Origin of the sequence: Enterobacter sp. ZOR0014, assembly GCF_000798855.1 — a bacterium.
Taxonomy (GTDB): Bacteria; Pseudomonadota; Gammaproteobacteria; order Enterobacterales; family Enterobacteriaceae; genus Enterobacter; species Enterobacter kobei.
The window spans coordinates 20,637-43,885 of record NZ_JTLF01000397.1; the positions used below are offsets into that span (position 1 = coordinate 20,637).

Here is a 23,249-nt window from a genome sequence, read left to right on the forward strand (position 1 = left end):
ACTGTTCGCCAACTCCTTACCTCTTGGCCAATGACAGGAAGCCGCTATGGGCAGACCCCTCAAATCCGTTTTTAAAAAAGAACATCGCGACGACATCACTAACCGCAGCGCTAACCCGGTTTTCTCCGAGGTTGCAGAGGTTTTCCTCTCCCGCCGTCGTTTTCTCCAGATGGGCGCCGTGGCGGGGGCTGCCGTTTCCTTTCCCTTTTTGATCAAACCTGATAGCGCCATTGCCGCGGTATCGAAGCCGTCCGCGCTGGCAAAAGCGGTGTCGCTTGGGTTTACCAGTATTCCCGTTTCCACGGACGATACGGTGAGGGTGCCGGAAGGTTATATTGCCCGCCCGTTTTATCGCTGGGGTGACCCGACGGGCATCAAAGACCACATGCCGGCATTTAAGCCGGATGCCAGCAACACGACCGACGAACAGGCCGTGCAGGCGGGGATGCACCACGACGGTATGGCGTGGTTTAGCCTGCCGCAGGGGGAGCAAAACCCGGAACATGGTCTGCTGGCGCTGAACCATGAATACATCGACAACGGGATGCTGTTTACGGACGGTATGGCGAACTGGAACCTCGACAAAGCCCGCAAGGGGCAGAACGCGATGGGCGTGTCGGTGGTGGAAGTGAAAAAAGCGGGCAGCGACTGGGAGGTGGTTCGTCCGTCTTCTTATGCCCGCCGTATCACCGTCAATACGCCGATGCAGCTTACCGGTCCGGCACGGCATCAGGACTTAATGAAAACCGCCGCCGACCCGCAGGGGGAGCGCGTGCTGGGCACCATGCAAAACTGCGCCAACGGCCACACGCCGTGGGGCACCTACCTCACCTGCGAGGAGAACTGGTCGGATATTTTTGTCAAAAAAGCCGATCTCAACCCGCTGGAAAAACGCTACGGCATCAGCGACAGCGATGAGTCCTACCGCTGGAACGAGGTGGATGAGCGGTTTAGCGTCGATAAAACGCCTAACGAGCCTAACCGGTTCGGCTGGGTGGTAGAGATTGACCCCTACGACCCGACCTCCACTCCGCGCAAGCACACCGCACTTGGCCGCTTCAAGCACGAGGGGGCCGCCGTTACGCTCGCCGCCGATAATCGCGTGGTGGTCTATATGGGGGACGATCAGAAGTTTGAGTACATTTATAAATTCGTCTCTGACAAAAAATACGATCCTGCGAACCGTGAGGCCAATATGCAGCTGCTGACCTCGGGTACGCTGTATGTTGCCAGGTTCAATGAAGAAGGAAGCGGCGACTGGCTGCCGCTGATCTTCGGGCAGAATGGCCTGGATAAAAGCCACGGTTTTGAAAACCAGGGCGATCTGCTGATTAAAACCCGCCTGGCGGCTGACGTGGTGGGGGCGACGAAAATGGATCGCCCGGAGTGGATAGCCGTCGATCCGCATGCCAGCGGCAGCGTCTACTGTACGCTTACCAACAACAGCGATCGCGGTAAAGAGGGGAAAGCCCCGGTCGATGCCGCCAACCCGCGTGCTAATAACGTGTTTGGTCATATTATGCACTGGCACGAAGAGGGGGCCGATCCTGCCGCCGCACGCTTTAAATGGGATATTCTGGTCATGGGCGGGCGCACAGACAGCGACGATCCGAAGGCCAAAGGCTCTATGCAGGGCGCGGCATTCGGCAGCCCGGATGGTCTGTCGTTCGATCATCAGGGTGTTCTGTGGATCCAGACCGACGTCTCTTCCAGCACGATCAACAAAAAAGCGTATGAGGGGATGGGCAATAACCAGATGGTGGCCACCATTCCGGGCAGCAATGAGTTTCGTCGTTTCCTGACGGGCCCGCGTGGGTGTGAAATCACCGGTATTGCGTTTACGCCGGACAACCGGACGCTGTTTATCAATATTCAGCATCCGGGAGAGGGCGGGGATGATATTACCGACCCGGCCAATCCGCGTGCTGTCTCTAACTGGCCAGACGCCAGCCCGAACGGACGCCCGCGTTCGTCAACGGTGGTGATCGTCAAAGCGGACGGCGGGATCATCGGGTCGTGACGTTAATCCGCCGGGCGCATGCGCTGGCCCGGCGTTAAACTTGCTACCACCAGCATGAAGTGTTAAAACGTGCCCCTTCTAAAAAAGAGACAGGGGTAGGGCGTGAAAGACGCGTCATCCGCTTCAGGCCATGGTAGCGCTGAAGCCTCGTCGGATCAGAATCCGACGCTGCAACGTGGTTTGCAAAATCGACATATTCAGTTAATTGCCCTCGGCGGCGCGATTGGTACCGGGTTGTTTCTCGGCATCGGCCCCGCCATTCAAATGGCTGGTCCTGCGGTACTGCTGGGATACGGCATCGCCGGGATTATCGCCTTCCTGATCATGCGCCAGCTCGGCGAAATGGTCGTTGAAGAGCCGGTGTCAGGCTCCTTCGCACACTTTGCTTACAAATACTGGGGCCCGTTTGCAGGCTTCCTCTCCGGCTGGAACTACTGGGTGATGTTCGTGCTGGTGGGGATGGCCGAACTGACCGCCGCAGGCATCTACATGCAGTACTGGCTCCCGGATGTCCCGACGTGGATCTGGGCGGCGGCCTTTTTCATCATCATTAATGCCATTAACCTCGTCAATGTGCGCCTGTATGGCGAAACCGAGTTCTGGTTTGCGCTGATCAAGGTACTGGCGATTATCGGGATGATCGGCTTTGGCCTGTGGCTGCTGTTCTCCGGTCACGGCGGCGAGCGGGCAACCCTTGATAACCTCTGGCAGCACGGCGGCTTTCTGGCAACCGGCTGGAAAGGACTGGTTCTCTCTCTGGCGGTGATCATGTTCTCCTTCGGCGGGCTGGAGCTGATTGGTATTACCGCTGCCGAAGCGCGCGACCCGCATAAAAGTATCCCAAAAGCGGTCAACCAGGTGGTGTACCGTATTCTGCTGTTTTACATCGGCTCGCTGGTGGTTCTGCTGGCGCTCTATCCATGGGTGGAAGTGAAATCTGACAGCAGTCCGTTCGTGATGATTTTCCACGATCTGAACAGCAATGTGGTGGCGTCGGCGCTGAACTTCGTCATTCTGGTGGCGTCGCTTTCGGTCTATAACAGTGGCGTTTACTCCAACAGCCGTATGCTGTTTGGCCTTTCCGTACAGGGGAACGCGCCGAAGTTCCTGACCCGCGTCAGCCGTCGCGGTGTGCCGATTAATTCCTTGTTCCTTTCCGGCGCGATTACGTCATTAGTGGTGCTGATCAACTACCTGCTGCCGAAAGCGGCATTTGGCCTGCTGATGGTGCTGGTTGTCGCCACGCTGCTGCTGAACTGGATCATGATCTGCCTGGCGCACCTGCGCTTCCGTGCGGCGATGCGACGCAAGGGACGCGAGACGCAGTTTAAAGCGCTGCTCTACCCGGCAGGGAACTATATCTGTATCGCGTTCCTGGGGCTGATTCTGGTGCTGATGTGTACGATGGATGAGATGCGTCTCTCAGCGATGCTGCTGCCAGTGTGGGTGGTGTTCCTGTTTATTGCGTTTAAATTATCCCGTAAAAAGTAGCACGTTTTTCGCCCGGTGGCGCTTCGCTTACCGGGCCTACATGTCCGGGGCCATTATTATTTTGTAGGCCGGGTCAGGCGAAGCCGCCACCCGGCTTTGAATGTGCAATATCAAATCTGAAACGCTATTCGTTTCCCATTCGGTAACGTCACATCAATGCTCATTTCACCGCCGAGCGCACTGACATAGCGTTTGAGTGTTGAAAGCCGGGGATCGTTTCCCGGCTGTTCGATTTTTGCCACAGTTGGTTGTTTTACCCCCATTGCCGCGGCCAGTTCTGTCTGCGAAATATTGAGCTCTTCCCGCAGTTGGTTCAGGGCAACAATTCTGCGTATTACATCAACTTTAGCCGCAATACGCTCCTGACTTTCCGCGCTCTGTTGTGCCATGAGTTCTTTTAGCGTTGCCATATGGCCTCCTTATCCGCCAGATGTCTGCTGTACTCAACGTCAGCCAGCGTAATCATTTCGTTATAAAACCGTTTTTGATTGCAACCGGTTTTGTTTCCAGCACAGAGCACAATTGCCTTACGGTCAGGATCAAAAGCAAAAAAAGCTCTGATGGGATTTCCCGCATGTTGAATCCGTAATTCCTTCATGTTCGCATAGGCTGAAGCCTTCACGGTATCTACGTATGGCCGCCCAAGTGTTGGGCCAAACTCAGCAAGAATATGCATCATCGCTAGCACATCTTCTTTTAATGCTGTTGTTTGTTCGAAGTACCATTGATCAAATATGTCCGTTGTCTCGACATTCCACATCGTTTCTCCTTTAGCTTCCTCGCTATATTATTTTATAGCCTTTAGGCTATAGTGACAATCAGAACGCCTCGTTTTGTCATACATCGACCTTTATCGTGACCCCCCTCCCAATTCTGTTTCGATCCACAGGATCTTTATTTTGTAATCGATTACTTTTTATTTGCTGTCATTTGTAATCGATTACTTTTTCCGGGTGAGGCTTATCATGGTGTCAACTGAAAGTAGTGAAAAGGCGATAACACAGCACCGGCTGCTGGTGCCGCGTCTGTCGTTGATGATGTTTCTGCAGTTTTTCATCTGGGGTAGCTGGTCAGTCACGCTTGGCCTGGTGATGACCCGGCACAACATGTCTCTGTTAATTGGCGATGCGTTCTCCGCCGGGCCCATCGCCTCCATTCTCTCGCCGTTTGTGCTCGGCATGCTGGTGGATCGTTTCTTTGCCTCGCAGAAGGTGATGGCGGTGATGCACCTGGCGGGCGCGGCAATCCTCTGGTTCGTACCGGGGGCGCTGATTGCCGAAAACGGCGCGCTGCTGATTGGCCTGCTGTTTGGTTACACGCTCTGCTATATGCCAACGCTGGCGCTGACCAACAACATCGCATTTCACAGCCTGGCGAACGTGGATAAAACTTTCCCGGTGGTGCGCGTGTTCGGCACCATTGGCTGGATCGTGGCGGGAATTTTCATCGGCGTGACCGGCGTGGCGTCCAGCGTCACCATCTTCCAGGTGGCGGCAGCCAGCTCCCTGCTGCTCGCACTCTACAGCCTGACGCTGCCGCACACGCCAGCGCCAGCGAAAGGGCTACCGGTGCAGGTGCGCGATCTCTTTTGTGCCGATGCCTTTGCGCTACTCAAAACCCGCCATTTCTTTGTCTTCTCCGTCTGCGCGATGCTGATCTCCGTCCCGCTTGGCACCTATTACGCCTATACCGCCTCGTATCTGGCGGATGCCGGTATTGCAGACGTCAGCACCGCCATGTCCTTCGGGCAGATGTCAGAGATCTTCTTCATGCTGGTCATTCCGCTGCTGTTCCGCCGTCTGGGGGTGAAAGTCATGCTGCTGATCGGCATGCTGGCGTGGTTCGTGCGTTATGCCATGTTCGCGCTGGGCGTTAGCGAGGAAGGACGCATCCTGTTGTACCTGGGGATCCTGCTGCACGGCGTCTGCTACGATTTCTTCTTCGTCGTCGGCTTTATCTACACCGACCGCGTGGCGGGTGAAAAGGTGAAAGGACAGGCGCAAAGCATGATTGTCATGTTCACCTACGGCATCGGCATGCTGCTGGGCTCTCAGATTTCCGGCGCGCTTTATAACCGTCTGGTGGCCGGTCAGACCGTGCCGCAGGCATGGGTGACATTCTGGTGGATCCCGGCGGTGGCTGCCGCGGCGATCGCGCTGATTTTCCTTCTCACGTTCAGGTATGACGATGACAAGGCGTAATGTTCAGGAGGGGTTATGAGGACGATGAAAGGACCGGGCATTTTTCTGTCGCAATTTATTGGCGAGAAAGCGCCGTTCAACACGCTCGACGGACTGGCAGGCTGGGCGGCGGCGAAGGGTTACAAAGCGGTGCAGATCCCCTGCAATCATCCGCACATTTTTGATGTCGAAAAAGCGGCAGAGAGCCAGGCCTACTGCGATGACATTACCGGCAAGCTGGGCGCGCACGGGCTGGTCATCAGCGAGCTGTCGACCCATCTGGAGGGGCAGCTTGTGGCGGTAAACGAGGTCTACAGCGACGCGTTTGACCACTTCGCCCCCGCCGCCGTGCGCGGTAATGATACGGCTCGTCGGGCATGGGCAACGGAAAAGCTAAAGCAGGCGGCAGTCGCCTCGGCCAGACTCGGCCTGAAAGCGCACGCCACCTTCTCCGGCTCGCTGGCGTGGCCGTTTTTCTATCCATGGCCGCCGCATAACGAGCAGCGTTTTCAGGCGGCATTCGAGGAGTTGGCAAACCGCTGGCGACCGATTCTGGATACCTTTGACGAACAGGGCGTGGACGTCTGCTTTGAGTTGCATCCGGGCGAAGACTTGCACGACGGCGTGAGCTTTGAGCGTTTTCTGGCGCTTCTGGATAATCACCCGCGCTGCAATATCCTTTACGACCCGAGCCACATGCTGTTACAGCAGATGGATTACCTGACCTTCATCGACATTTACCACGCGCGCATCAAAGCCTTCCACGTCAAAGATGCCGAGTTCCGTCCTAATGGGCGCAGCGGCGTGTACGGTGGTTACCAGCCGTGGATCAACCGCGCCGGGCGCTTCCGTTCGCTCGGCGACGGACAGATCGACTTCAAAGGCATTTTCAGCAAGCTGACCCAGTACGATTATGACGGCTGGGCGGTGCTGGAGTGGGAGTGCTGCCTGAAAGACGGTGATACCGGCGCAAGTGAGGGAAGCGAGTTTATCCGCCGCCACATCATCCCGGTATCCGGGCGTGCGTTTGATGACTTCGCGGCAGGGGGCTGCCATGATTAATGTCGGGGTTGTCGGCAGCGGGTTTATCGGCCCGGCGCATATCGAAGCGCTGCGGCGTCTCGGGTTTGTGCAGGTGGTGGCGCTCTGCGACGGCACGCTTGCCAACGCGCAGGAAAAAGCACGCCAGCTTAACGTGCCCCACGCCTGCGCCAGCGTGGCGGAACTCCTCGCACTTCCTGACCTGCACGTGGTGCACAACTGCACGCCCAATCATCTGCATGCGGAGATTAACCGTCAGATCCTGCGCGCGGGAAAACATGTCTTTTCTGAAAAACCGCTCTGCATGACGTCGGACGAGGCGCGTGACCTGGTGGCGCGGGCGGAGCAGGCTGGCGTGGTGCACGGCGTGAGCTTTGTCTATCGCCAGTTTGCGATGGTGCGCCAGGCGGAAAGCATGATGCGCGCGGGTAGCCTCGGGCGGCTATTCGCCTCACACGGCAGTTATTTACAGGACTGGATGCTGCTGGAAACCGACTACAACTGGCGGGTGGATGCCGCGCTTGGCGGGGCTTCGCGCGCGGTGGCGGATATCGGCTCCCACTGGTGCGATACGGTGCAATTTGTGACCGGCAGGCGCATTACCGAGGTCATGGCCGATCTCTCCATCGTCTGGCCGACGCGTAAGGCCAGCATGGGCGGTCATCAGACTTTCTCCCACGATGAGGCGGCGGCGTATACCAACACACCGGTCAGTACCGAAGACTTTGGCTCAGTGCTGTTCCGCTTTGACGATGGCAGCAAAGGTTGCTTTAGCGTCTCGCAGGTGAGCGCCGGGCGTAAAAATCGCCTGACGTTTGAGATTAACGGCAGCGAGCAGTCAGTGGCGTGGGATCAGGAGGTGCCGCAACAGCTGTGGATCGGCCATCGCGCGCTGGCAAATCAGACGCTCACCGATGATCCAGGCCTGATGAACCCTGACGTGGCCAGCAGCGCACACTTCCCCGGCGGGCACATCGAAGGCTGGCCTGACGCCTTTAAAAATATGATGATGCAGTTCTACCGCGCCGTGCGGGCGGGAGCGATGCCGGAGGCGCCGCAGTTTGCGACCTTCCACGATGGCGCAAACGTGATGTATATCATTGATGCCATAGTGAAAAGCCATCAGCAGCAGCGTTGGGTACGCGTGGCGCAATGACGTGTTGCCCGGTTCGCCGGGCAACAAATTTATGGTAGCCTGCACAAAACGCTAACCGCAGGATGTGTCGTCGCTATGTCAATTCAGAAAATCGCTCAGCTGGCCGGGGTCTCCGTGGCAACGGTCTCCCGCGTGCTCAATAACAGCGACACCGTGAAGGCAAAAAACCGCGAGCGCGTCCTGCAGGCCATCAAAGAGAGCAACTACCAGCCTAATTTACTGGCCCGTCAGTTACGTACTGCCCGGAGCTATATGATCCTGGTGATGGTCTCAAACATTGCCAACCCGTTCTGCGCCGAAGTGGTGAAGGGCATTGAAGAAGAGGCGGAGATAAACGGCTATCGGATCCTGCTGTGTAACTCCGGGTCGGACATCGAACGTTCCCGTTCGGGCTTAAGCCTGCTGTCGGGCAAAATCGTCGACGGCATTATCACCATGGACGCTTTCTCAAAGCTGCCGGAACTGGCCGCGCTGATTGGCTCCGCACCGTGGGTGCAGTGTGCCGAATATGCCGATGCCGGCGCGGTTTCCTGCGTGGGGATTAACGACGTTGATGCGTCGCAGCATGCCGTCAGCCAGCTTGCCGACGGTGGACGCAAACGCATCGCGATGATCAACCACGACCTGAGCTATAAATATGCCCGTCTGCGCGAGCGCGGCTATAAGAGCGTGATCCACCTAAAAGATCTGGAGTATCAGGCGGTTGAATACGCCAGCGATCTCAGCTTCCGCGCCGGGATGGTGGCGATGCAAAATCTGTTGCAGGATAATCCACCGGATGCGGTGTTTGCCGTCTCTGATACGCTGGCGGCGGGCGCGCTGCGCGCCATTCAGCAGGCCGGGCTGCGGGTGCCGGAGGATATTGCTGTTGTGGGATTTGACGGTACCGAGCTGGCGGACATGATTTCGCTGACCACCATCGAACAGCCGTCGCGGGATATCGGGCGCAAGGCGGTCGACCTGCTCTTAAATAAAATCGACAACCCCGAGGCGCCCACGGAAAGAGTGATGATGGACTGGCGCTTTATTTCCCGCGCCAGTACCTGATTATTGCGCTATAACCCCTGCCAGGGAGCGAATATCGTTCCCGGTAGGTGACTGATGAATACGCAGACCAAACTCCTCCACCACCGCAAAAATATGATCGAAGATGTCAGCCTGAATCTCCTCATATTCTGCCCAGATCACCGTGTTGGTGAAAGCGTATATTTCAATCGGCAGGCCGTTGGCATCCGGTGCCAGCTGACGCACCATTAACGTCATATCTTTGCGAATGCGCGGGTGGTTACGCAGATATTCATTCAGGTAGGCGCGGAAGGTACCAATATTGGTCATTTTGCGCAGGTCTAATACCGATTCACCTTCGCCATTTTTCTGATTCCACAGGCTAATTTCCTCATGTCGCGCGGCCAGATAGGGCTTGAGCAGTTTCGCCTGAATCAGCTTCTGCTGCTCCTGCTCGTCCAGGAAGTGAATGCTGGTGGTATCGATATTCAGGCTGCGCTTAATGCGTCGGCCGCCGGAGGCCGACATGCCGCTCCAGTTGATAAAGGCGTCAGAGACCAGCGCCCACGTTGGGATCGTGGTGATGGTGTTATCGAAGTTGCGCACTTTAACGGTGGTCAGGCCGATGTCCGTAACCGTGCCGTTGGCACCGTATTTCGGCATCTCCAGCCAGTCGCCAAGCTTGAGCATGTCGTTGGCGGAAAGCTGGATCCCGGCGACCAGTCCCAGTATCGGGTCTTTAAAGACCAGCATCAGAACGGCGGCCATAGCACCCAGGCCGCTAATCAAAATGGCCGGTGACTGACCGATCAGCAGAGAGATAATTAAGATCCCCACCAGAATCGCGCTCACCAGCTTGATGCCCTGGAAGATCCCTTTCAGCGGCAGCTGTGAGGCGGTCGCCATTTTCTGCGACAGATTGAATATGACGTCCAGCAGCGAGAAGAAGGAGAGCAGGGCATACACCATCACCCACAGCTTCGCGCAGGTGGTGAGCATTTCTGCCGCTTCGCTCCCTTTTTGCAGCCAGAGAACGGCCTGAACGTTGACGATTATCCCCTGAAGGGTAAATGCCAGACGGTGAAATAATTTATTCTGGGTAATGATCTGCAACCATAAATGGCTGCTGGCCCGGGCGCGTTTCTCGAATGCGCGCAGCACGACTTTGTGCAGAATAAAATGAACGATGATGGCAGTAAGAAAAATAATACCAAAGATAATCACTAAAGAGGTGGTGTGATTAATTTCAATGCCTAACTCTTCAACCTGAGCAATTAATTCCTGCATAACGTCTCCTGTATTGATGCAGCCCCATAATGGCGGCTGCGGATCTATTATGCAAATACCTCAGGCTTATTTGCTGGCCTGGCAGACCTTCACGACGGGTAAACACAGCCGATGGCGGATGCGCAGCGTTGCCAGCGCCAGGATGACCATCAGGCCGGTTTCCACCGTCAGGAAAAGGTTAATCGCCTGGGCGTAATCCCCGTGATGATGTTGCAGCCCGTGCAGCAAAATCGCCCCGAAAATGGCCGGGCCAAGCCCCAGCGCGGCCTGCTGCAGGGTGCTTAAGATGGCGCTGGCGGCCCCTGCGTCATCAGGCTGAATATCGCGCATCCCGATGCGGTAGAAGCTGTTCACAATCAGCGCCTGACCGTAGCCTACCAGCCCGGTGGCTGGCGCCAGCGTCAGCGCCGTATTTTGCACTCCCCAGTAGCGGAACGTGGCGATCAGCGCCAGCAGGCCGATTATCTGGATTGCCAGGCCGGTGAGCAGAATCGTGCTGGTGCTGTAGCGCGCAATCAGCCGCGGCGCGAACCACGCGGAGATAAAATAGGTCACCCCGAGGGCGATAAAACTGTTCCCGGACTGCCACGGCGCCATCCCCAGACCGGTTTGCATGGTCAGCGCCATACAGAACATAAACCCGGACCAGACGCTGAAAAAGAGCAGCGCAATCACGATGCCAAAGCGAACGCTGCGGAGCTGAAGCAGACGCGGTGGGATCAGCGGATGGGCATTTCCACGCTCTTTTTTGCGCGCATTCTGTGCCATCAGCCAGGCCAGCGGAATAATGGCGAGAAGCATAACCTTTAGCGACCACGGCCAGTGCCACTGTGGGCCGAGCGCCATCGGGAACAGCAGACAGCAGAGCATGATGGCCAGCAAGACGGTCCCTGCCCAGTCGATGCGCGACGGCGTTTCACGGCGGGTTTCCGGCACGTAGCGACGGCTCAGCGCCAGCACCACCAGGCAGATGGGGACGTTAATAAAGAAGGCGTTACGCCAGCCCAGTCCGGCGATATCCGCCGATACCAGCCAGCCGCCGCCCATCTGGCCGACGATAAACGCAATCCCCCCAATGCCGCCGAACAGGCTAATCGCCTTCGCGTGGGCGGTGCCTTTTAACGTGACGTGCAGCGTGGCAAGAATTTGCGGCATGATCAAGGCGGCACCCGCCCCCTGAACAATACGCGCGGCCAGCAGTTGTTCAATGTTCCCCGCCATTCCGCACAGCAGCGAGGCCAGGCCAAAGATTGCCACACCCCACATAAACAGGCGACGGCGGCCAAGATTATCTCCCAGCTTGCTGCCGAGCGCGAGGCAGACGGCAAACGCCACGCCATAAAGCGCGACAATCAGCTCCAGCTCGGTGGCGGTTGCGTGCAGTGAATGGGTAATGGCGTCCAGCGCCACGTTAGTGATTGAGGTATCAATCATGGGTAGCATCTGGCCGGTTAACAGCAATATCAGGCCTGCGCGACCCGGTGAAACAACTGACGTATTCATGGTAACTCCATTGCGTCATTCATCAGATGGTCGTAGCATCAACCATCTGATAAACGGGTACCAGTTCTTGCTTATACTGGTACTGGCACTACCATGCAGGGGGATTTATGGCGTTGATGTCTGAACCCGTCGCCTCACTTCAGGATGACACGCGAAAACAGCTGGGCGCATTTTTACGCGCCCGGCGTGAAAGCCTCGATCCGCAGCGTCTCGGTTTGCCGCGCAGCGGACGCCGCCGCACGCCGGGTCTGCGCCGCGAAGAGGTGGCGATGCTCGCCGACGTGGGTGTGACCTGGTATACCTGGCTTGAGCAGGGCAGGGACGTCAATCCGTCCAGCGCGGTGATGGCAGCCATAGCGAAAGCCCTGCAGTGTACTCCGACCGAAGCCCGGCATCTTTTCGTGCTCGCCGGTTTGCCGCCGGGCGAAGCACCGCAGGCGGTCTGCTGCGAGGGGATTAGCGAAGGCACGCGTCGCCTGCTGGATACGCTGATGCCAAAACCTGCCAGCATCCAGAAACCCAATTTCGATATCGTGGCGTGGAACGACAGTTTTGGGCATCTGATGGGCGTTGATTTCAATGAAATCCCGCCGGAGGACCGCAACTGTATTTACCTGTTTCTCACCCATCCCGCGTGGCGCGCGCGGCTCGGCAGACGCGATGATGTGCTGCCGATTTTTGTCTCCTATTTCCGCGCGGCGATGGCCGAGCACCGTGGCGACCCGCTGTGGGAAGCCAAACTGGCGCGCTTCTTTGCGGTGTCTGAGGAGTTCAAAACGCTGTGGCACCAGCGCAACGACGTGCGCGGCGTGGAGAACCAGCTCAAGCTGTTTACCCATCCCGAGCTGGGGGATTTTACGCTGCAGCAGATGTACTGGTACTCCGCACCGCGAAACGGGTCGCGGCTGCTGGTCTATTTACCGGTGGACGAGGCGGGGGAGAGGGCGATGGCATGGCTGGCGGAACAGGCTAAATAATTTTTTTGCGAGACGTTTTCAGGGAATCAGCACGGATCCTGCCGTGTCGGTTCACATTGCGTAAGATAAGGTCTGAATGAGACCAACCTGCTGAATCTACATCATTTAGATGAGTAGTGAAGTGGACTATACTTACGCGATGAGAAACCACCGATGTCGCCACTGATGATTGATTCCGCAGAATTTAGCCAAAAACTTGGGCTTATCACTCAAAACGTTGAACATACTGAAGCGTTTCTGTTGCGGGGCACGGTGGATTTTCATCTGCCAGGTTTTTTGTTGCCTGTGGGGTATCGGCTTCTGAAGTCGCGCTATAGCGATGAATACCGTCTCGTGACCACCGACGACGGTAAGCCTTATACGGCATATGCCGTGAAGCTGACGTTTCATAAAGAAATTACCTTTCCTCACGGTGCCGCCACGCAAGTGATGGTCTGGCGTACGCCCCGCGCGGTCCATCAATCCGTTATCAGCGGGTTGCCACAACTTTTCTTTCAGTGGGTGCTCAGCGAATACGATATCGTGGTCTCAGACAGCGAGCAAACGGGAGACGGGCAGCGGTTTTGGTTGCGGATGATAGACTGGGCGTTCAGCATGAATTACCAGATAAGCGTGGCGGACGGTACGGTAGGCACAGAGTGGGAATTAACACCAGTGAGTTCATACGCTGAACTGGAAGAACGCTGGATTGCTTTTGCCTGGGGAAACGATCGTGATGTTCATCCGCATCGCAGACTGGTCATCAGTAAAACGTAACGGGCCGCGCGCGGCGGCCCGTCGGGATTAGCACTCGGTCACAATCGTGCTCAGCGGCAGGCGAGACTTCGGCAGCGTGGCGTTGAAATCTTCCACGCTGTGATGGCCAACCGGCACCACCACTACGCTGGTGAAGCCTTTCTCTTTCAGGCCAAACTCTTCGTCGAGGATCGCGGCATCGAAACCTTCGATTGGCACTGCATCCAGACCCATGGCACCCACGCCCAGCAGGAAATTACCGACGTTCAGGTAAACCTGTTTCGCCATCCACTGGTCATCATCTTTCAGATCCACACGGTGCATATCGGCGAAGTAAGTCCGGCCCTTATGGTTCGCGGCTTTGGCTTCTGGCGTGTTAAAACGACCATCGGCTTCTTCCTGATCCACGACGCGCTCAAGCCAGGCATCGTCCATCGCGGTTTTCGCGCAGAACACCACCACGTGAGAGGCGTCCAGCATTTTGCGTTCGTTGAACACATAGGTCCCTGCGGCGGATTTCGCCACGCGCGCTTTACCTTCCTCGGTGCTGGCCACAATAAAGTGCCACGGCTGGGAGTTGGTGCTGGACGGGCTGTACTGCAGCAGGGTTTTGATTTTTTCTGCTTCTTCAGCGGTCAGTTTTTTAGTCGGGTCGAACGCCTTGGTGGAGTGGCGTTTGAGGGCGACAGAAATGATATCCATAACTACTCCTGGTAATGAAATTCGCCCGTACGCGGGCGCGAAAGGAGAGCAGATTACCGCGCAAAGCGGCAAAAGATAAGTGCATTTCGAGCGCTTAATCTGTTCGTCTCAGACGAACAATCAGGCAGGGCGTATCCACTTCTGGTCTTTCTTCGGCAGTTTATCAACGACCAGATTCCAGGAATCTGCAATCAGGTCGGCAACCAGTTCCGGGGTGATGTCCTCGGTGCCGTAAAGGGAAATCCAGTGTTTTTTATTCAGATGGTAACCAGGCTCAACGCCCCGGTAGATCTGTTGATTTAACAGCGACGTTTCCGGATCGGATTTCAGGCTAACGTGCGGCCGTCCGTGTGCGGTTGCCATCAGCATGAAAATTTTCCCGCCGACCTTGAAGACGTCGTACTCCGGGCCGAACGGCCAGCAGTGTTCGGTAAAAGGCATCTCCAGCGCGACGCGCTTCGCGTGTTCCTGCAAGGATTTACTGTCCATCGCTCTCCTCCTGAGCCAGTCCACGCCACATCACTTCAAAACCCAGGGCTTTAAAATCGACGGCGCGGGACGGATCGCGGGTGGCAAATTCCATCGTGCTTTCGGCCAGCGATAAAAACAGCGCATCGCCAAACGTTTTGAATTCATCCGACATAAACACCGGGCGCACCGAACGACGGCACAGTTCATGCAGTTCCGGGAACATCTCTTTTACCGCCATTTCCGTTTCGGCGCTCAGCTTTTCACTGACCCCAATCTGGCGAATAGCCGCATGCGCCACGGGGTTACGAATCCCCCAGTCCACATAGCTGTTCCAGATATTGCGGGTATGTTCTTTCGGCAGCGTGATGGTGCGATCGAGGTTCGCCAGCATGGTCTGGCAGAGATCCTGCTTCAGGTGCAGATAGAGGGCATTCAGCAGATCGTCTTTGGTAGCAAAGTAGCGGAACAGGGTGCCTTCGGCGACACCCGCCTTACGGGCAATGAGCGCCGTTGAGGCGGCAATACCTGACTGTGCAAATGCCGCCGTTGCGGCGTCCAGTAAGGCCTGTTTTTTATCTTCACTCTTCGGACGTGCCACTAAATTTTTCCCCCTTTCAATGATAAAAACCCCGATTGAAACACGTGCTTTGACACGCTGCAACGCGGAATGTCAAAGATCGAAAACGTCTTGACGACTTTCTCATCATATCTATAATGAGTGCTTACTCACTCATAATCAAGTTTACCCCACGCAAACCATCGGATGGCTCGCGTTTTCGGGTCAGGATATGAAAAAAACTCTCTTCATCTGCGTGGTGTTCGTCATGATTATTGCTTCAGCTGCGAGTTTACCGTTTGTTCTGAATGCCGGTTTTGGCCAGCCACCGCAGGGTGCGCAGCTCACGGAAGTGGAAGCGTCTCCGCACTACTACGAGGGGAAATTCCACAATACGCTCCCGACGCCTGGCTTTACCGGCCAACAAAATATGCTGGTGGCGTGGTGGCAATTTCTGACCCGTAAAACCGAAAACGCCCGCCCGGCTCAGCCGCTGCCGCTGGTGAAAACCGATCTGGCGAGCCTGCCGCTGGAGCAGGACACGCTGGTGTGGCTCGGCCACTCCTCCTGGTATCTGCAGCTGGCGGGAAAACGCATCCTGATCGACCCGGTCCTTGGTAACTATGCCGCGCCGTTTTCGTTTCTCAATAAAGCCTTTGCGGGGGAGTATCCGTGGCGCGCGGCGAGCATGCCGGAGATCGACCTGCTGATTATCTCTCACGATCACTACGACCACCTGGATTACGCCACCATCAGGGCGTTATTGCCGAAGGTGAAACGCGTGGTGACGCCGCTCGGGGTAGGGTCACACCTGCGCTACTGGGGGATGAAGCCAGAGATTATCGACGAACGCGACTGGAACCAGTCGGTGCACATCAGCGATGCGCTGACGGTTCACCTGTTGCCCGCGCGTCACTTCTCCGGGCGAGGCATTAAACGTGACCAGACACTGTGGGGCAGCTTTATGTTTGTCACCCCAGAGCAGAAGATCTACTACAGCGGAGATTCTGGCTACGGCCCGCACTTTAAGGCAATCGGCGAGCAGTTTGGTGATGTGGATTTAGCCATCATGGAAAACGGCCAGTATGACCAGGACTGGAAGTACATCCACATGCTGCCAGAGGAGACGGCTCAGGCGTCGGTCGACCTGAATGCAAAGGCGGTGGTGCCGGGGCATAACGGTCGTTTTGTGCTGGCGAAACACACCTGGAACGACCCACTGATCCAGCTGGCAAAAGCCAGCAAGGATAAAAACTATCGACTGCTCACGCCGGAACTGGGCGAGCCCGTTCGGGTGAGTGATACCACACAAACTTTTCGTCAGTGGTGGGAATAATGTTTAAGCAAGAAGCAGAAGGGGAGAGCAGTATGACCATTTCCGCTCAAGTCATTGATACGATCGTCGAATGGATCGACGACAACCTGCACCAGCCGTTACGCATTGAAGACATTGCCCGCCATGCGGGTTACTCCAAATGGCATTTGCAGCGGCTGTTTATGCAGTATAAAGGTGAAAGCCTGGGGCGCTATATTCGCGAACGCAAGCTGCTGCTGGCGGCGCGGGATCTGCGTGAATCGGACGAGCGCGTTTATGAGATCTGCCTGCGCTACGGGTTTGAATCGCAGCAGACGTTCACGCGCATCTTTACCCGCACCTTCCATCAGCCGCCAGGGGCGTACCGCAAGGAAAACCACAGTCGGACGCACTGAAACTGACAACACACAGGCCGGGTAAGGCGAAGCTGCTACCCGGCTTTTTTTTATGCATTCATGACGCCAGTGAAAACCAGCGGCGCCAGACGAAACGCAGCACGAAGAATTCGATAGCGCCAAGCAGTAAAAACCACACGCAAAACAAAATGGTGTAAAGCTGGTTCAGATCGACCATGTGAAAGGTCGTCATCAGCTTTTGCGCCAGCACCAGGCCCAGCGACGGCGCGGGTAACAGCAGGCAAGAGATCAGCGCCAGTAATAAAATGCCCCCGGCAGTCAGCAGCGATTCTAACGGGTGTTTCATCGTAATGTTAATCGTCAGTTAAAAATGTCATTGTCCGGCATCCTTTAACGTAAAGCAATATCAACCTGCCTGGGCTTTTTTAATGAAATAATCACCTTCTCCGGCAAATAAAGCGCGTAAGGAGAATGATTTAATCGTGGTGATTAAATTAATATTATGCCATGTAAATAAATGTCTGCATCATGAAAATAATTTTACAAAACTATATGTGCTATATCCAATTAACGTCGCAATAACAATGGCTGCGACAATGTATAACGCCAGGCGTCGTCCGCGATAAATACCAAACATGCTTCCCCCTCGTTTAGCGTTGGTTTAGAAATATTTTGTAAAAATCAGCTTGTCGAAATAATCGTAATTAATTTTGAATAACCCAGCGGTAAATATATTGCGGTAGATCAATTTTAGCCGCAAGACTTAAAAATGAATAAATTAAAGCCCGAAAGGAATTCAGGCTTCTGTTCACCGGATATTGAAGGAAAAATACGATGACCGAAAAAAAATTATCCCCAAACATGCCGCCTTCCGGCGGGCTGGCATACCAGCAGACCGTAGAGCAGGTGCTGGCTCATACGCAGAGCCAGGTGAGCGGTCTGGACCGCGCAGAGGCGCAGGCGCGTCTGCAAAAACATGGCCCGAATGCATTGCCGGAGAAAAAAGGCAAGCCGGGCTGGCTGCGCTTTCTCGCGCATTTTAACGATGTACTGATTTACGTCCTGCTTGCCGCCGCGGTATTAACGGCGGTCATGGGGCATTGGGTTGATACGCTGGTTATTTTAGGCGTGGCGGTTATCAATGCCTTAATTGGTCATATTCAGGAAAGCAACGCGGAAAAATCCCTGAAGAGTATTCGTAACATGCTCTCCAGCGAAGCGCGCGTCATTCGTAATGGCAATCATGAAACGCTCCCCACAACTGAAATAGTCCCGGGCGATATTATTGTATTACGCGCCGGGGATCGTATTCCGGCGGATATGCGTTTAATTGAGGCGCATAATTTACGCGTGGAAGAGGCGATTCTGACCGGTGAATCCACCGTGGTGGATAAACATACTCAGCCGCTGAACGGTGAGCTGCCGCTGGGCGATCGCACCAACCTGGTCTTCTCCGGCACTACCGTGAGCGCGGGCGGTGGCGTGGGCGTGGTTATTGCCACCGGGCAGGAGACCGAGCTTGGCCATATCAATCAGATGATGGCGGGCATTGAAAAACACCGCACGCCGCTGCTGGTGCAGATGGACAAGCTGGGTAAGGCGATCTTCGCCATTATTCTGGCGATGATGGCCGCGCTGTTTGTCTTCAGCCTGGCATTCCGCGAGATCCCAATGGGCGAGCTGCTGCTCTCCCTCATCAGCCTGGCGGTCGCCTCCGTACCGGAAGGTCTGCCTGCAATTATCTCCATTATCCTCTCCCTGGGCGTGCAGGCGATGGCGCGCAAGCGGGCGATCATCCGCAAGCTGCCGACGGTTGAAACCCTGGGCGCGATGACCGTGGTCTGCTCGGATAAAACCGGCACCCTGACCATGAACGAGATGACGGTCAAAGCCATCATCACCGCCGACACCTGCTACCGCGTGGACGGCAACAGCTATGAGCCGGTGGGCAACATTTACCTGGAAGGCAGTGATGAGCCAGTGCAGATCCAGCCGGGCACCGTGCTGGAGCAGTACCTGCGCACTATTGACCTCTGTAACGACAGCCAGCTGATTCAGGACGAGCGCGGCCTGTGGGGCATCACCGGGGGGCCAACCGAGGGCGCGCTGAAGGTGCTGGCGGCGAAAGCCAACCTCGCGCCGGTAACAACGACGCTGGTTAACAAGATCCCGTTTGACTCGCAGTACAAGTACATGAGCACCCACTACCAGATTGGCTGCGAGGAGCAGATCCTGATCACCGGCGCGCCGGACGTCATTTTCGCCCTGTGCGCGCAGCAGCAAACCCGCCACGGTGCAGACGCCTTCAACCGCGCGTACTGGGAAAACGAGATGGAGCGCTATGCGCGTCAGGGACTGCGCATGGTTGCGGCGGCGTTTAAGCCAGCCAATGGCGAAACGGCGCTCACGCACGACGATCTGAGCCACGGCCTGATCTTCCTCGGCATTGCCGGAATGATGGATCCGCCTCGCCCGGAAGCGATTGATGCCATTAACGCCTGCCAGCAGGCGGGGATCCGCGTGAAGATGATCACCGGGGATCACCCGCAGACGGCGATGAGCATCGGCCAGATGCTGGGGATCACCAACAGCGAGCAGGCGGTGACCGGCTATCAGCTTGAGAAGATGAACGATGCCGAGCTGGCGGATGCGGCGGTGACCTATGACATCTTTGCCCGTACCAGCCCGGAGCATAAGCTGCGCCTGGTGAAAGCGCTGCAGGAGAAAGGTGAAATCGTCGGTATGACCGGCGACGGCGTGAACGATGCCCCGGCGCTGCGTCAGGCGGATGTCGGCATCGCAATGGGCATCAAAGGCACGGAAGTGACCAAAGAGGCGGCGGACATGGTCCTGACGGACGATAACTTCGCCACCATCGCCAGCGCGGTGAAAGAGGGGCGTCGCGTTTACGACAACCTGAAGAAGACCATCCTGTTCATCATGCCGACCAACCTGGCGCAGGGGCTATTGATTGTGATTGCGCTGCTGGCGGGGAACATCATTCCGCTGACGCCGGTGCTGATTCTGTGGATGAACATGGCGACCTCCGCCACGCTCTCCTTCGGTCTGGCCTTTGAAGCCGCCGAGCGCAATATCATGCGCCGTCCGCCGCGTCAGACCGGGCAGCACGTGATGGACGCCTACGCGGTGTGGCGCGTGGCCTTTGTCGGCACCATGATTGCCATTGCCGCCTTTGCGCTGGAGGCCTGGCTGGCCCCGCGCGGCCACAGCGCGGAGTTCATCCGCACCGTGCTGCTGCAGATGCTGGTCTGCGCCCAGTGGGTGTACATGATTAACTGCCGCAACACTGAAGGGTTCTCCCTGAACCGTGGTCTGCTGGCGAATAAAGGCATCTGGCTGGTCACGGGCGTGTTGTTCCTGCTCCAGGCCGCCATCATCTACCTGCCGTTTATGCAGATGCTGTTTGGCACCGAAGCGCTGCCGCTCCGCTACTGGTTTGTGACGCTGGCGGTTGCAATGGGAATGTTCTTCGTCGTCGAAATCGAGAAGCGACTGACCCGCAGGTTCCGTAAGGCTGCATAACCAAAACCTTACCCCTCACCCTATCCCTCTCCCCTAAGGGGAGAGGGGACAGCCCGGTTTTCTCCCTCTGCTCTGAGGTGAAGGGGCGGCTCGATTTTCTCCCTCGCCCCTTTGGGGAGAGGGCCGGGGTGAGGGGTGAAATTACGCTGAGGTACTCTCCATGAAATTTCCACTCCTGTTCGCACTCCTTGCCTGCACCCTGCAACCCGTCTTCGCCGCCATTCCCGTGCGCGTCGCCACCGTTGAGCAGACCGCCCACGCCGCCGAGCGTCAGATCCCGGGGCGCATTGAAGCCATCCACACCGTTGAGCTGCGCGCCCGCACGGAAGGTGTTATCACTAAAATCCACTTTCGCGACGGGCAGTATGTGAAAAAAGGGGATGTGCTGTTTGAGCTGGACGATGCCGAGCCGCGTGCCGCCGTGCGTCTGGCGCAGGCCGAAGTCAACAGCGCTGAAGCCACGCTGCGCCAGGCGCAGCAGCAGCTTTCCCGCTTTGAAAGCCTGGGCAGCAGCAAGGCCATCAGCCGTCATGACGTGGACAACGCGCGTATGCAGCGCGACGTCGCCCGCGCCGCGCTGGAGCAGGCCAAAGCCCGGCTCGACGCACGCAACGTCACCCTGAACTACACCCGCATCACCTCGCCGATTGACGGTCGCGTGGGGCACAGCAACTTCCACGCAGGTAGCCTGGTCAACCCCGCAAGCGGCGTGCTGGTGGAGGTAGTCCAGCTTGATCCGATCCGCATCGCTTTTGCGCTGGAAGAGGGCGCCTTTGCCACCAAAGCCGGACAGCATGCAGATATCAGCGCCATGAAACAGGCGTGGCAGGTATTCATTGACAGCAACGGACAGCGTATCCGCGGTGAACTGACCTCGGTGGATAACCGCATCGACCCGCGCACCGCCAGCGTGATGCTGCGCGCCGGGTTTGCCAACCCGCGCCATCAGCTGTTGCCCGGCGGCAACGTAAATGTGACGCTGCGCCCGGCCAGCGAGCAGCCGGTACTGACGCTCCCTGCCGCTGCGGTCCAGCAGAATGGCGATGGATTCTTTGCCTGGGTGGTGAGTGCCGACGGAAACGCCGAAAAACGCCCGCTAAAAATTGCCGGGCAGGTTGGGCAGCGGTTCCAGATTGCTTCCGGTGTTAAGCCTGGTGAGCGAGCGATCACTGACGGTGCACAGCGTGTACAGCCCGGTGCTGCCGTCCAGATACTGAATTAAGGAGCCATCATGCTGACGTTTTTCATCAAACGCCCGCGCTTTGCGATGGTGATAGCGCTGGTCATTACCCTGCTGGGGGCCATCGCGCTGAAGATTATCCCGGTGGAGCAGTATCCGCAGATCACGCCGCCGGTGGTGAATGTCTCTGCCAGCTGGCCGGGGGCCAGTTCGGCTGACGTGGCGGAGGCCATCGCCACGCCGCTGGAGACGCAGCTTAACGGCGTGGATCACATGCTGTACATGGAGTCCACGAGTTCGGATGAAGGCACCTACAGCCTTAACATCACCTTTGCCGCGGGGACCGATCCGGATTTAGCCGCCATCGACGTGCAAAACCGCGTGGCGCAGGCCGTGGCGCAACTGCCAGCGGAGGCGCAGCAAAACGGCGTGCAGGTGCGCAAACGCGCCACCAATCTGATGATGGGGGTAAGTCTTTACTCACCTGACAATACCCACACGCCGCTGTTCGTCAGTAACTACGCCAGCACCCAGGTGCGTGAGGCGCTGTCGCGCCTGCCGGGCGTCGGTCAGGTGCAGATGTTTGGCGCGCGCGACTACAGCATGCGCATCTGGCTGCGTCCAGACCGCATGAACGCCCTGAACGTTACCACGGACGACGTGGCGCAGGCGCTGCGCGAGCAGAACGTGCAGGGAGCGGCGGGCCAGGTCGGCACGCCGCCGGTGTTTAACGGCCAGCAGCAGACCCTGACCATCAACGGGCTGGGGCGCCTGAACCAGTCTGATGATTTTGCTGACATCATTATCCGCGCCGGCGAGATGGGCCAGCTGGTGCGCCTGAAGGACGTCGCCACCATCGAGCTTGGCTCGCGTAGCTACAGCTCCGGCGCGCAGCTGAACGGACACGACTCCGCCTACCTCGGCATCTACCCGACACCGTCCGCCAACGCCCTGCGCGTGGCCGACGCGGTGCGCGCCGAGCTGGAGCGCCTCGCGTCGCGCTTCCCGGACGACCTGGTCTACGAGGTGAAATTCGATACCACCACCTTCGTTGCGGCCACCATCAAGGAGATCGGCGTCTCGCTGGCGCTGACGATGCTGGCGGTCGTTGTTGTTGTATCCCTGTTCCTGCAAAGCTGGCGCGCGACGCTGATTGTTGCGCTCGCCATTCCGGTGTCGCTGGTGGGCACGTTTGCGGTGCTGTACACGCTGGGCTACTCCGCCAACACGCTCAGCCTGTTCGCCATCATTCTGGCGCTGACGATGGTGGTGGATGATGCCATCGTGGTGGTGGAGAGCGTCGAAACGCTGATGGCCGAAGGGCAGAGCCGCACGGCGGCGACCACGCTGGCGCTGCGCCAGATTGCCGGGCCGGTGATAGCCACGACGCTGGTGCTGCTGGCGGTATTTGTGCCGGTGGCGCTGCTGCCGGGGATTGTCGGTGAGCTTTACCGCCAGTTCGCGGTCACGCTTTCCACGGCGGTCACGCTCTCAAGCCTGGTGGCGCTGACCCTGACGCCCGCGCTCTGTGCAATGCTGCTGCGCCCGCGTCCGGCACAGCCCGCTGCGATTTTTCGCGGATTCAACCGCGGGCTGGATGCCACGCGCAATCGCTATACCCGGATCGTAAGCGTATTTACCCTGCGCCCGTGGCTGGCGCTGCTGGCCACCGCAGTCGCGGCGGCCGTGGTGGCGTTCAGCTTTACGTCGATGCCAAAAGGCTTCCTGCCA

At 57.3% G+C, this 23,249-nt stretch carries 21 protein-coding genes; 13 read left to right on the top strand and 8 right to left on the bottom strand.

The genetic code is table 11. The features are described from left to right. The first annotated feature begins 46 nt into the window (after positions 1 to 46). Both L977_RS22235 and pheP read left to right on the top strand, forming a co-directional pair. Entirely contained in the window at positions 47 to 2,020 is a 1,974-nt protein-coding gene (locus tag L977_RS22235; RefSeq protein ID WP_047626958.1) for a PhoX family protein, read from the top strand. Between the two features lie 102 nt (positions 2,021 to 2,122). Then, positions 2,123 to 3,511 carry a phenylalanine transporter gene (gene pheP / locus L977_RS22240; protein ID WP_047626959.1) on the top strand — a complete coding sequence of 463 codons (1,389 nt, stop codon included), beginning with the start codon at positions 2,123 to 2,125 and terminating at the stop codon, positions 3,509 to 3,511. Positions 3,512 to 3,621: 110 nt separating this feature from the next. Here pheP and L977_RS22245 read toward each other — a convergent pair whose 3' ends face one another. After that, on the bottom strand, positions 3,622 to 3,921 hold the full coding sequence (locus L977_RS22245; RefSeq protein WP_014882863.1) for a helix-turn-helix domain-containing protein: 300 nt from the start codon (positions 3,919 to 3,921) through the stop codon (positions 3,622 to 3,624). Next, positions 3,909 to 4,271, bottom strand: coding sequence for a type II toxin-antitoxin system RelE/ParE family toxin (locus L977_RS22250; protein ID WP_047626960.1), 363 nt, complete (start codon positions 4,269 to 4,271; stop codon positions 3,909 to 3,911). Before L977_RS22250 ends, L977_RS22245 begins: the two co-directional genes overlap by 13 nt. A gap of 205 nt (positions 4,272 to 4,476) precedes the next feature. Here L977_RS22250 and L977_RS22255 point away from each other — a divergent pair, with 205 nt between their 5' ends. The 4 genes from L977_RS22255 (at position 4,477) to L977_RS22270 (ending at position 8,935) form a co-directional block, all read left to right on the top strand. Next, a complete protein-coding gene (locus L977_RS22255; protein WP_023332295.1) occupies positions 4,477 to 5,712 on the top strand; it encodes an MFS transporter in 1,236 nt (411 codons plus the stop codon). A 15-nt stretch (positions 5,713 to 5,727) separates the two neighbouring features. After that, positions 5,728 to 6,753: a sugar phosphate isomerase/epimerase family protein gene (locus L977_RS22260; RefSeq protein WP_047626961.1), complete on the top strand. Its 1,026-nt coding sequence runs from the start codon at positions 5,728 to 5,730 to the stop codon at positions 6,751 to 6,753. After that, positions 6,746 to 7,888: a Gfo/Idh/MocA family protein gene (locus L977_RS22265; RefSeq protein ID WP_047626962.1), complete on the top strand. Its 1,143-nt coding sequence runs from the start codon at positions 6,746 to 6,748 to the stop codon at positions 7,886 to 7,888. The genes L977_RS22260 and L977_RS22265 overlap by 8 nt, the downstream gene beginning before the upstream one ends. A 75-nt stretch (positions 7,889 to 7,963) precedes the next feature. Continuing rightward, on the top strand, positions 7,964 to 8,935 hold the full coding sequence (locus tag L977_RS22270) for a LacI family DNA-binding transcriptional regulator (protein ID WP_047626963.1): 972 nt from the start codon (positions 7,964 to 7,966) through the stop codon (positions 8,933 to 8,935). Here L977_RS22270 and L977_RS22275 read toward each other — a convergent pair whose 3' ends face one another. Then, a complete protein-coding gene (locus L977_RS22275) occupies positions 8,936 to 10,180 on the bottom strand; it encodes a mechanosensitive ion channel family protein (protein WP_014882869.1) in 1,245 nt (414 codons plus the stop codon). A gap of 66 nt (positions 10,181 to 10,246) precedes the next feature. Continuing rightward, positions 10,247 to 11,683, bottom strand: a complete 1,437-nt coding sequence (locus L977_RS22280) for an MFS transporter (RefSeq protein WP_023336854.1) — start codon at positions 11,681 to 11,683, stop codon at positions 10,247 to 10,249. A 107-nt stretch (positions 11,684 to 11,790) separates the two neighbouring features. Here L977_RS22280 and L977_RS22285 point away from each other — a divergent pair, with 107 nt between their 5' ends. Both L977_RS22285 and L977_RS22290 read left to right on the top strand, forming a co-directional pair. Further along, positions 11,791 to 12,660, top strand: coding sequence for a helix-turn-helix transcriptional regulator (locus L977_RS22285; protein ID WP_014882871.1), 870 nt, complete (start codon positions 11,791 to 11,793; stop codon positions 12,658 to 12,660). 153 nt (positions 12,661 to 12,813) lie between these two features. Then, positions 12,814 to 13,416 carry a hypothetical protein gene (locus L977_RS22290; protein WP_047626964.1) on the top strand — a complete coding sequence of 201 codons (603 nt, stop codon included), beginning with the start codon at positions 12,814 to 12,816 and terminating at the stop codon, positions 13,414 to 13,416. A gap of 27 nt (positions 13,417 to 13,443) precedes the next feature. Here L977_RS22290 and nfsB read toward each other — a convergent pair whose 3' ends face one another. From nfsB to L977_RS22305, 3 genes are all read right to left on the bottom strand, one after another. Next, positions 13,444 to 14,097 carry an oxygen-insensitive NAD(P)H nitroreductase gene (gene nfsB / locus L977_RS22295; RefSeq protein ID WP_014882873.1) on the bottom strand — a complete coding sequence of 218 codons (654 nt, stop codon included), beginning with the start codon at positions 14,095 to 14,097 and terminating at the stop codon, positions 13,444 to 13,446. Positions 14,098 to 14,217: 120 nt separating this feature from the next. Then, positions 14,218 to 14,586 carry an MmcQ/YjbR family DNA-binding protein gene (locus L977_RS22300; RefSeq protein ID WP_014882874.1) on the bottom strand — a complete coding sequence of 123 codons (369 nt, stop codon included), beginning with the start codon at positions 14,584 to 14,586 and terminating at the stop codon, positions 14,218 to 14,220. Continuing rightward, positions 14,576 to 15,166 (bottom strand): TetR/AcrR family transcriptional regulator, encoded by a 591-nt coding sequence (locus L977_RS22305; protein ID WP_014882875.1) that lies wholly within the window; start codon positions 15,164 to 15,166, stop codon positions 14,576 to 14,578. The genes L977_RS22300 and L977_RS22305 overlap by 11 nt, the downstream gene beginning before the upstream one ends. 190 nt (positions 15,167 to 15,356) lie before the next feature. Between L977_RS22305 and L977_RS22310 the strand changes: the two genes are divergently transcribed. Then, entirely contained in the window at positions 15,357 to 16,460 is a 1,104-nt protein-coding gene (locus L977_RS22310) for a RomA family MBL fold metallo-hydrolase (RefSeq protein ID WP_023332301.1), read from the top strand. Between the two features lie 32 nt (positions 16,461 to 16,492). After that, positions 16,493 to 16,834 carry a RamA family antibiotic efflux transcriptional regulator gene (locus tag L977_RS22315; protein WP_014882877.1) on the top strand — a complete coding sequence of 114 codons (342 nt, stop codon included), beginning with the start codon at positions 16,493 to 16,495 and terminating at the stop codon, positions 16,832 to 16,834. A gap of 58 nt (positions 16,835 to 16,892) precedes the next feature. Here the strand turns inward: L977_RS22315 and L977_RS22320 are convergent, their stop codons facing one another. Continuing rightward, entirely contained in the window at positions 16,893 to 17,141 is a 249-nt protein-coding gene (locus tag L977_RS22320) for a DUF1158 domain-containing protein (RefSeq protein ID WP_023332302.1), read from the bottom strand. A 488-nt stretch (positions 17,142 to 17,629) separates the two neighbouring features. Here L977_RS22320 and L977_RS22325 point away from each other — a divergent pair, with 488 nt between their 5' ends. From L977_RS22325 to L977_RS22335, 3 genes are all read left to right on the top strand, one after another. Beyond that, complete coding sequence (locus L977_RS22325) at positions 17,630 to 20,338, top strand: cation-transporting P-type ATPase (protein ID WP_023336856.1); 2,709 nt, start codon at positions 17,630 to 17,632, stop codon at positions 20,336 to 20,338. 160 nt (positions 20,339 to 20,498) lie between these two features. Beyond that, positions 20,499 to 21,560 carry an efflux RND transporter periplasmic adaptor subunit gene (locus L977_RS22330; protein ID WP_045268301.1) on the top strand — a complete coding sequence of 354 codons (1,062 nt, stop codon included), beginning with the start codon at positions 20,499 to 20,501 and terminating at the stop codon, positions 21,558 to 21,560. A 9-nt stretch (positions 21,561 to 21,569) separates the two neighbouring features. Continuing rightward, positions 21,570 to 23,249: efflux RND transporter permease subunit (locus L977_RS22335; protein ID WP_047626965.1), on the top strand; the 1,680-nt coding region annotated here is incomplete at its 3' end.